Origin of the sequence: Streptomyces antarcticus (genome assembly GCF_026627255.1) — a bacterium.
GTDB lineage: Bacteria > Actinomycetota > Actinomycetes > Streptomycetales > Streptomycetaceae > Streptomyces > Streptomyces antarcticus.
In genome coordinates, this window is sequence record NZ_JAPNLM010000047.1 from 24,742 (window position 1) to 34,733 (window position 9,992).

A 9,992-nucleotide genomic window follows, 5' to 3' on the forward strand; every position below is an offset into this window, starting at 1 on the left:
CGCCGAGTCCACCACTCCCTTCCCCTGGAACCGCCCTCTTGTCCAGCCCTTCCCCGAACTCCAACTCCGACGGCTACGACATAGCCTTCAAAGCACTCCTCGGCGCCTTCGCCGTCGCCCTGCCCCTGTCCACCCTGGCCTGGCTGGGCGGCAACGCGACCGCCTGGATCACCGGCAGCGGCTCCTGGGTCCCCTACCAGCCGGCCGAGGCGCTTCTCCACCCCGAACGCCTCTGGCCTGCGGCAGGGGAAACGTCCCTGCTGATCGGTACCCGGATCCTGCCCGCCGCGGTCCTCCTCGCCCTCACCGTGTGCGGCTACCTGTGGTGGTCTCGACACAAGGGCACGATCGGCAAGAAGAAGCGCGTCGCCGGGATGGCCAAGCAGAAGGACATCGAGCCACTGCTCGCCAAGGCCATCACGGCCAAGGCCCGGTCCCTTCGGCCGAGCCTGAAGGACGCCAAGACGATCGAGGCCAAGGACACCGGTGTCCTCCTCGGCAACCTGCAAGGCAGCCGTCACGAAGTCCGGATGGGATACGAGGACGTCGCGGTCGCGATCATGGCCCCCCGATCCGGCAAAACGACCTGCCTGGCCATCCCCGCGATCCTCGCCGCACCCGGCCCCGTACTCCTCACCTCGAACAAGGCCGCCGGAGACGCCTACACCGCGACACTCGACGCGCGCGGGGAGGACGGCCGGACCTGGAGCATGGATCCACAGCAGATCGCCCACGCAGCCCGCGAAATGTGGTGGAACCCACTCGCCACCGCCAAGTCCCTCGACGGCGCAGGACGGTTGGCCGGCCACTTCCTCGCCGCGAGCGTGGATGCCTCCCAGCAGGGCGACTTCTGGTCCAAGGCCGGATCCAACATCCTGAGCCAGCTGTTCCTGGCAGCCGCTCTCGACGAGCGGCCAATCACCGACGTCATGCGATGGCTGGCCTTCCCCGCCGACCGCGGCCCCCTCGACATCCTGCGCGATCACGGATTCTCGGCTGTCGCCGCCCAGCTCAAGGGAACCGTGGAAGGGCCGCCGGAGACCCGGGATGGCATCTACGAGACCGCCCGCCAGTACGCCTCCGCCCTGCTGAACGCGGACATCGCCGCCTGGGTCACTCCGCAGGAAGGCGTCCGCGAGTTCAAGCCGGCCGAGTTCGTGACGAGTCTGGACACGCTGTACCTCCTGTCGAAGGACGGCGGTGGCGGTGCGAGCGCGCTGATCGCGGCGTGCGCGGACTCGGTGATGCGGGCCGCGACCACCCAGGCGGAACGGGCCGGCGGACGCCTCGACCCGCCCATGCTCGCGATCCTCGACGAGGCCGCCAACGTCTGCAAGATCAGCGACTTGCCCGACCTGTACTCCCACCTCGGGTCCCGCGGGATCATCCCGATCACCATCCTGCAGTCCTACCGCCAGGGCCAGAAGGTGTGGGGGGACGCGGGCATGGACGCCATGTGGTCCGCGAGCACCGTGAAGGTGATCGGCTCCGGCATCGACGACCCCGACTTCGCCGACAAGCTCTCCCGGCTGATCGGCGACCACGACGTCGAGACGAAGTCCACCTCCATCTCCGACTCGGGGAAGTCCACCAGCATCAGCATGCGGCAGGAGAGGATCCTGCCCGCCGACGCGATCCGCGCGCTCCCCAAGGGCACCGCCCTCTGCTTCGCCACCGGCATGCGGGCCGCCATGCTCGACCTCCGCCCCTGGTACCTGGAACCCGGCGCCGGCACCCTCTCCGCTGCCTCCGCCGCCGCGTCGAAGGGCATCACCGACCGCGCGGTCGCCAAAGCCGCCCCGAAGAAGACCGACTTCGGGAAGGCCGCGTGAACGAACCCGCCCGCCCGTCGACACCCGCACCGGGCCGGATCCGCTGACCTCCCCGGAAGCACCGGAAAGGATCTCGCCCCGGCCAACGGCAGCCTGCCCCCACCAACAGAAGGACCCCTGTGCCTGATTCGAACCCGCCGCCCCTGGAATATCCCGGCCTGTCCGACGCCATCGACGAGATCATCGGGGATCTTCGCAGCCACCCGATCAGCATCGACCACGTCTCCGTCACCATCGTCACCCGGCACATCAGCCAGGTCAGTGCACTCCTCGCACGGGTAGCCGGCGAGGCTCACGCCCACAGCGACCACACACGTCGTCACCCCGAGCCCAGCCTCTGGAGGCCGACCCACATCCTTTCCATGGCCTCGGTCTCTCTGGCCGAGGCGCTGTCCAGCTACACGAAGATCCTCGCCCCCCTGACCATCGCCTGCGAGCCCACCCCGTACGGCACCGTCGATGACGCCATGGACCGGATCGACTTCCACGAGGCCGTCGAGGAGCACCTTCCCCTCATCCGCCGGGCTCTGACCGACGCCCGTGACCACGTGAAGCCGGAAGCAACCGCCCCCCAGCCGCCGGCGGCGCCCAACCCGCCCACCAAGGCGGCCGCGATCGGTGACACGTCCGAGCACCCCGCCCCTCCGTCGGCAGACCCGAACGCCGAACGCGGTCCGCAGCCACCCACACAGCAGGTCTCGCCCAAGCTGAACGAGGCCCAGCACCGCGCGCTCCAGACCATCGCCGAGCACGAGATCGTCGTGTACCTGAGCAAGCACAAGATGGGCCTCTCCGGGCAACCCGGACCCAACCGGTTCACCATGCGCACGGTGGAAGCCCTGGAGGCGAAAGGCCTGGTGAAGCGCAGTAGGGCCACCAGCCTCGTCATGGGACAGCGGCTGGAACTCACTCCCACCGGAAAACAGGCCCTCGACGCCCTCGGCCCGGCCCCGCTGCCCACGCCGGCTTCGGCTCCCGTACGCCCTGTCCGACCGCCGACGGCCCGCACCCGCTAGCCGGATTTCGAGACAACGCCTCGGACCGCCCGTCGGCAAGGGCATCCACACCTTCATGCCCGCGCCCGGGAACCCAGCCCCGTGCCCGATCGCTCATGGGAGTTCGCCTTGCAGATCATCGACCTTGCAGAACAGACCCGCCTCCTCAGCCAAGTGGCCCCTGCCCTGAAGGCCCTGCGCGAGGAGGTGGAGAACGTCAGGGCGGGAGAGATATCCAAACCACTTCGCGAAATCGGGCCGACCGCCATCCGTGTACAAGAACTCGCGATGCAGTGCACCCAGCAAGCCCTCGCCCTGTCGAGCAGCCAGTACGCCGCCATGAAGGGCGGCCACGAGAACCTCGCCGAACTCGTGGAAGCCACCACCCAGATATCCCTCGCGGCCACCCTGTGCACCTTCGCCGTCCACCGCCGCACCGAAGTCCTGCTGTACGAAGGCGCCGATGAGACCCCGGCGGCGAGCCGCAGCAGGCTGGCCGAGGCCACCGAGGAGCTGGATCGAGCGGCGAAGACGTACAACCGGCTGGCACAGCGGCTGTCCCATCGCCTGGCCTCGTTCGGCGCACGTCGCGAGGACCAGCAACTCATCGCCCGTGCAGCGCTCAGCCCCGGCGTGACCAACCCGCCGAAGGAACACGCGGCACAGCTCAAGGACACCGGTCCGTCGGCAGGCGCCTCAGGGTCACCTCACGCCATCGGTGCAACACCCGCGGCCTCTCCGCCCTCGCACCAGCTCTCCGCCCCTGTCCGCCAGCGGTAGCCCCCGCAGACAACCGGGCCCGCCCTTTCGGCACCGGCCAAGCCCGCCACCGCTCCCACCCGCTGACCCTCTCGCCCGAAGGAGCCCCGCTCTATGCGGAACATCTCCGTTCCCATCCACACCGACCGCCTTCGGTCTCTCGCCGATCAGTTCGATCACTTCCGCAGCGAACTGGCCAACACCGCACCGCTGACCGGGACCGAGGGACTGCACCAGCTCACCCGGCACCTGCGTACCTCCCACGAACTCACCGTCGAAGCGCTCACCCGGCTCACCGCGATCGACGGCAGCCAGGTGACCCAGATGACCGGCGCTCTCGCCGCGCTGGACTGCCTGGCCCAGACGGTCCAGCACAGCGGCCACGTCAGCGACAGCCTGACCACTGCTGTCGCAGCCAACGCCTATGAGGGCACACCCTGGGATCCGGTCGAGAACGCCGACGTCATCGGCCGCGGGCTTCGGCACATGGATGCCCGCGACGCCATCGCGGCCCACTTCGACGATGCCACCGCCAGCCTGGCCATCTGCGCCGAAGGATGCCGGGTCGTCGCCGATCACCTCGCCAACGCGTTCCCCGTCCCGGACCGGACCCAGGCGCGTGCCGCCGACAACGCCGTGACGGCCAGCCGGGTCCCGGCCGCCGTGAACCTGTCGGCGTCGGCCGGGATCAGGCGATGACGGCAGCGCCGGACGCCGACGGCGACCAGCCGGTCAACCTGACCGACACTCCCTCGCCCGTCGACATCGCGAGGGCACTCGCGAGCCGGATCTCCACGAACCCCCCGCCCCCGCCCCACCTCGTGACCGTCAGCTTTGGACTCGTGCGCGGTGCCGAGTCCCGCTACCAGTTCCGATCCTCCGGCGGATCCGCACTCGGCGTCGCCAACGCAGTACACGCCGAGCTGTACGGGCTCCCTCTCGAACAACCGTCGCTCCCGGCCGCGTTGAACGAACTGCTCCAGGCAACCGGGTACGACGACGACCAAGCAGCCGTTCTCTCCCAAGTCGCCGCCCAGATGGAAGTCGCCGCCCTGCTCATCGAGCGCGCCCGGCACGCCGCCCGCTGGAAACAGATGCCCGAGGCCCTGGCCGCCCAGCTCGTCACCAGTCAGGCCCTCACCACCGAACTGGCCGCCGGCCTGCACCGCCTGGCGCCCGCCTTCACCCAGGCCAGCACGAAATCCCCTCCCACCCCGGCTCCTGCCATCCCCGCCGCCGTGGCCACCGCCCGCCCCGGGCGCTGAACGGTGACCGGGACCAGCACGTCGGACGCCGCCATCCACGCGCCCTGCCCCAGCCCGAAGGCCCTCCCTGCCCATGAGCTCACCCACCGATAACCTCCTGTTCGACGTACCCGCCTCACGCACCCCCGCCGAGCAACTCCTGCACCTGGCCGCCAAGTACACCCGGCACAACGACGCGCTCAGCCTCTTCCGACCCACCGCCGCCTCCGCACCCGCCTTGGACGCGCACGCCGCCTCGGCAGCACGCCTGACACGTGCAGCCCTGGCGGCCGTCCAAACCGTCCACGACCAGCAGCCCTACCTGAACCCCGCACTGGTCGACGCCACCGTCCGCATCAAACAGCTCGCCTACCTCAGCGGTGAAGCAGGCCGCCACCTGAACGAAGCACAGGAAGCAGTCACCGGTGCCGCCCTCGCAGACCCCGACCTCACCAGCCTGCCCGACTCCGTGAATCTGCAGGTACAGCTGGCGCGGGAGCTGACCGCTCTCGCACCGGAAGCCGCCATCGCCTCCGCCACCGGTATCGCCCGCGAGACCCAACGCCGCCACCCCACCGTCCAAACGGCGACCGCCGGCCTTGCCACCGCCGAACTCGCCGCACTCCACGCAACCGCCCTCGGCCAGGTCGTGGTCACCCAGAGCCAGGCACGTGAGTACGTCCACAGCCGCAACGTCGTCGTCCGAATCAGCACCCTGCGCTCTCTGGAGGCCAAGCACCTCATCACACGCGACCCCGCCACCGCACCACCGGCCTTCGACAGCGGCCCGCCCCAGGACCGCATCCGCCTCACCTCCGACGGAGTGACCGCCACCATCGGCGTCCTCACGCTTCCCCCGGCCACCGCGGCGCCCACTGCTCTAGCCGTCCCGCACGCACCCACCGCGTCCGGACCCTTCCGAGCCCGCTGACCAAACCCGCCCCGGTGGCGAACAGTCCCGCCTGGCGATGCCCCTACGAAGGCCCCCCGTTCATGACCGATGACGCCCTCTTCTCCCTGCCCGACCCACCCCCGCCCTCCGCTCCCGACCGCCCCTCGAAGACCGCACCCGGCCCTCCGGTGCCGTCCGCAGCCGCTCCTCCCCCGCCGTCCGCGCAGGCCGCCCGACCGCCGTCCGTCCCCGCCCCGCCTTCACCCGTGGTGCGTCTGCTCGCACTCGCCGACCAGTTCACCCAGCACAACGATCAGCTCGCCCGGCTCCAGCCGGCCTACGGTGCCACTTGGGGGCACACCTCAGCGCAAGTCCTGGTGAGCGCGTGCCTGGAGGCCGTACAGGCCATCGCCGGCCAGCCGATGTGCGCGGGTGTGGCGTTGACCGAGGCCACGGTCCGGATCAAGCACCTGGCTGTCCTCACCGGACAAGCGGTACGGCACCTTGCCCAGGCCAAGGCACAACTCAGCGCCCCGGCTTCGCCCTCGGACCCGCCATCCAGGAGCGGAGAAGTCACACACCAGATACAGCTCGCACGGGAACTGACAGCGCTGGCTCCGGTCATGGCCCTGGAGTCAGCGAGCGCTGTTGCTTCCGAGATCCACCGCCGTCGGCCCGCGACGACCATCGGGAACGATGCGCTGACCCCCGCCGAGCGGGCTGCGCTTCACGCCACCGCCCGGGGACACGTCGTGATCGGCCGACGGGAGGGGCGCGAGTTCGTTCACAGCCGCGGCAGCTCCGTGCACATCGACACCCTGCGCGCTCTGGAACACGCCGGACTCGTCGCGGTCGAGCCCGGGTCCGCGCCACCGGCCTTCAGCGGGGGTCCCCCGCACGACCGAGTCCGCCTCCCCCTCAGCGGGGCAACGGCCATGACGGTCTTCCTCGGACGCAGCCCCCGCACACCAGCCCTCTCCGCCCCAGGAGCTGTGCCCGCCCGCACCGGAGCGGCACCGACAAGGGCCCGCTGAACAGCCCAGCCGGTCACAGCACCAACCGCCGCACCCACCACCAGGAGACTCCATCCCCACCGACCCCGAATCGCCATCCACGCAGACGATCAAGAGACTGCAGGTTCTGAGCGAAGACTTCACCGTCCTGCACATAGCCATCCGGATCGGCTCCCTGACCGCCCCCAGCCCTTCCCCGCAAGCTCTCGCCACCCAGTACGGCACTGCCCAGAGCCTCGCGACAGCAGCACTGCACCTCCTCCTGGACGTGGCCGAGGAGCCCTTCGCCCGCAGCAGCGCAGACGGAAAGGAAGCCGCGTCCGACCTCGGTCGGCTCGCCAAAACCGCCAGCGAGGCCACCGTCCGGATCGCCAGCGCAACAACCTTGGCGGCGGAAGGCCGTCGCCTGGGCCGGGAGCCCTTGCCCGCCTGGAAGACGGCCCTCCTGCACCAGGACCTGGCGGACGCCACCACGCTGCTCCAGCGCGCAGTGGTCATCTGCCACTCCGCGGCCGACTTCACCCGGCTCGCTACCACGGCCCCCGAGCCCGCCGCCCCCACCGGCCAGGAGCTGCCGACCAGCACGGAAGAAGGCCAGACGGGCCTTCCCGCCACACCCCTCACCCCGGCCCAGCGGGAGGCACTACGCCTCATCCACAAGGCAACGGTCACGCTCTCACAGCTGCCACGCGAGCACCCCACAACACAGGCAAGGGGTCCGGAAGGCCTTGTGACCCGGTCCGTGTCGGTCTCCATCCCGGAGGAGCAGCGCCACGCCACCGGCGAGGCCGGCGCGTTCCCGGGAGAGATCACGGCCCAGGCCGTGGATCAGCTCGTGGATATGGGCCTGGTCCAGCGCGACACGCGACGGAGCCTGTTCGTCGGACAGCGCCTCCACACCACTGCTGCCGGCCGCCGCACCCTTGACCGCTTCGGTCCAGCGCCCGCCCTGCCACCGCCCAGCGCGCCGCTTCCTGGTCTCCCGCGCGTCCGCTAACCCACCCAGCCTTCCTCGCCGCCCACCCCTCCCCCGCGCCGTAATTTTCCCCTGCGCCTCACCACCTCTGGATCCCCCCTCTTGGAAAACCCCCGCTACCGCATCCTTTCTTTGGGCGCCGGAGTGCAGTCGTCCTGCCTGCTCGCACTTTCCGCCGAAGGAATACTCCCGCGAATCGACTTCGCGGTCTTCGCCGACACAGGCTGGGAACCCCAGGCTGTTTATGATCACCTCGACCGGCTCGAACAAGAGGTGGCCAAACCGGCCGGTATACCCATCCTTCGAGTTTCTTCAGGGAACATTAGGGACGACGCCCTGAATCCGGAACACAGATTCGCGTCCATGCCGCTCTATATTCTCAACCGAGATGGCCGGCCGGGAATGACCAGGCGCCAGTGTACGGGCGAATATATAATTAAGCCGATTAAACGACAGGTGCGCGACCTGCTGGGATTCCCGCATCCGCAGCGGGTCCCCAAGGGTCTTTACGTCGAGCAGTGGGTCGGCATATCCACGGATGAGTTCCATCGCGCCAAGGACTCCGACGTGAACTACATGCGCAATCGGCACCCACTGATCAATGATCTCGACTGGTCGCGCGCCGACTGCATACGCTACCTTTCCAGCGCCGGCCTGGCGGATACACCTAAGTCGAGCTGCCTTGGGTGCCCGTTCCACGGAAATGCGCAGTGGCGAAGCCTGAGGGATACTTCCCCGACGGAATGGGATGACGTCGTCGCCTTCGACGCAGCCATCCGGAAGGGAAACGCAAGGGCCAACGCGTCGGGCAATCCTCTGCTGGGCGAAGCCTTTCTCCACCGCTCCCGCATCCCGCTCGACATGGCCCCGATCGACCATGTCACCCGCTCGGAACGCGATGCCGCCGAATCCGACGAGCTGGAGAACGGCGTGGTCAACGGGTGCTCACCCTGGGCCTGCCGGGGCGAGGCACCGGAGCAGGGCGACTTCGGGCTTGCCTCGTGATGGACAGACTCGTGGTGGACCTCTTCGCCGGCCCTGGGGGCTGGAGCCACGCCCTGCACGTCCTCGGCGTGCGCGACGTCGGTCTGGAATGGGACGAGTGGGCGTGCAAAACCCGCGCGCGTGCTGGCCAGTTGACGATCCGTACCGATGTGGCCATGTACCCAGTGTGGCCACTGGTCGGCCGCACCCGCGGGTTCATAGCGAGCCCGCCCTGCCAGGCCTGGTCGATGGCCGGCAAGCGGCTCGGCCTGGTCGACCAGCCGCTCGTCCACCAGGCCGTCGCCGACCTCGCCTTCGGACGGGACACCCGGGCGAAGCTGCTGGCCTCCTGCAAGGACCCCCGGAGCCTGCTGGCCGCGGAGCCGATGCGCTACCTCCACGCCCTGCACCAGGTCGGCGAGCCGGAGTGGATCGCGATGGAGGAGGTCCCGGACGTCCTGCCGCTGTGGCGGCAGTACGCCGTCATCCTGCGGGGCTGGGGCTTCTCCGTCTGGACCGGGATCCTCAACGCCGCCGACTACGGCGTGCCTCAGACCCGGCGGCGAGCGATCCTGCTCGCTTCCCGCACCCGCACCGCCGAACCGCCGCCACCGACCCATGCCCAAACCGCCGAACCGGAGAGCCTGTTCGGGCCGGGCCGCGAGCGGTGGGTGTCCATGGCCGAGGCCCTCGGCTGGGGCGCCACCGACCGGCCCACCCCGACCGTCTGCGCCGGCGGCGGTCCGGGCGGCGGGCCCGAACCATTCCCCTCCGGGGCCCGCAAGACCCTGACGGACGCCCGCGACCGCGGTACCTGGAAGCCGCCCGCACCCGGGCAGCGCACCAGCCGCAGGACACGTCCCGGCCGCCTGCGCCCGCCGGACACCGGTAGCCCCGTCTGCACCTGTGGGAAGCACCGCTGGTCCTGGTCGCTGCGCAGCAGCAACCAGGCCAACGCCACCGTCCGGGGAGCGAACGAGCCAGCTGGGACGCTGTTCTTCGGGCACCGCGCGAACGAATGCCTGTGGGTCGCGGAACCCCACTCCCTCGAGGCCGACGAGGAGAGTCCGGCGCCGGAGTCGATCCGGATCACCGCCACCGAAGCGGGCGTCCTGCAGACCTTCCCCGCCGACTACCCATGGGCCGGCAACAAGGGGCAGGCCTTCTCTCAGAGGGCGGTTCGTGACTCTTTGAGTGGTTGTGTCGTCGCCTGATGGTGTGGGGTGCGGGCGGAATCCGCTGGTCCGCAGCTGGTGGTCTGTTGGGGTGGCGGGGTGAGTGAACGCAAGCCGTACCC

The 9,992-nt window shown here is 69.8% G+C and carries 10 protein-coding genes; all 10 read left to right on the forward strand.

The window, feature by feature from the left end:
* Positions 1-38: 38 nt before the first annotated feature.
* The 10 genes from OTB16_RS37165 (at position 39) to OTB16_RS37210 (ending at position 9,909) form a co-directional block, all read left to right on the forward strand.
* Positions 39-1,832 (forward strand): type IV secretory system conjugative DNA transfer family protein, encoded by a 1,794-nt coding sequence (locus OTB16_RS37165; protein ID WP_267727059.1) that lies wholly within the window; start codon positions 39-41, stop codon positions 1,830-1,832.
* Between the two features lie 119 nt (positions 1,833-1,951).
* Positions 1,952-2,848 (forward strand): MarR family winged helix-turn-helix transcriptional regulator, encoded by an 897-nt coding sequence (locus OTB16_RS37170; protein ID WP_267727060.1) that lies wholly within the window; start codon positions 1,952-1,954, stop codon positions 2,846-2,848.
* An 81-nt stretch (positions 2,849-2,929) separates the two neighbouring features.
* Entirely contained in the window at positions 2,930-3,607 is a 678-nt protein-coding gene (locus tag OTB16_RS37175; protein ID WP_267727062.1) for a hypothetical protein, read from the forward strand.
* A 93-nt stretch (positions 3,608-3,700) separates the two neighbouring features.
* Positions 3,701-4,285, forward strand: a complete 585-nt coding sequence (locus OTB16_RS37180) for a hypothetical protein (protein ID WP_267727063.1) — start codon at positions 3,701-3,703, stop codon at positions 4,283-4,285.
* Positions 4,282-4,851 (forward strand): hypothetical protein, encoded by a 570-nt coding sequence (locus OTB16_RS37185; protein ID WP_267727064.1) that lies wholly within the window; start codon positions 4,282-4,284, stop codon positions 4,849-4,851. Before OTB16_RS37180 ends, OTB16_RS37185 begins: the two co-directional genes overlap by 4 nt.
* 73 nt (positions 4,852-4,924) lie before the next feature.
* Complete coding sequence (locus tag OTB16_RS37190) at positions 4,925-5,761, forward strand: hypothetical protein (RefSeq protein WP_267727066.1); 837 nt, start codon at positions 4,925-4,927, stop codon at positions 5,759-5,761.
* 62 nt (positions 5,762-5,823) lie between these two features.
* Positions 5,824-6,756 carry a hypothetical protein gene (locus tag OTB16_RS37195; RefSeq protein WP_267727067.1) on the forward strand — a complete coding sequence of 311 codons (933 nt, stop codon included), beginning with the start codon at positions 5,824-5,826 and terminating at the stop codon, positions 6,754-6,756.
* Positions 6,757-7,003: 247 nt separating this feature from the next.
* The gene (locus OTB16_RS37200; protein ID WP_267727068.1) at positions 7,004-7,732 is read left to right on the forward strand and encodes a hypothetical protein; all 729 of its coding nucleotides are present in this window, start codon (positions 7,004-7,006) and stop codon (positions 7,730-7,732) included.
* A 138-nt stretch (positions 7,733-7,870) separates the two neighbouring features.
* Complete coding sequence (locus OTB16_RS37205) at positions 7,871-8,716, forward strand: adenine nucleotide alpha hydrolase family protein (protein WP_267727074.1); 846 nt, start codon at positions 7,871-7,873, stop codon at positions 8,714-8,716.
* Positions 8,716-9,909: a DNA cytosine methyltransferase gene (locus tag OTB16_RS37210; protein WP_267727070.1), complete on the forward strand. Its 1,194-nt coding sequence runs from the start codon at positions 8,716-8,718 to the stop codon at positions 9,907-9,909. The genes OTB16_RS37205 and OTB16_RS37210 overlap by 1 nt, the downstream gene beginning before the upstream one ends.
* The last annotated feature ends 83 nt before the right edge of the window (positions 9,910-9,992 follow it).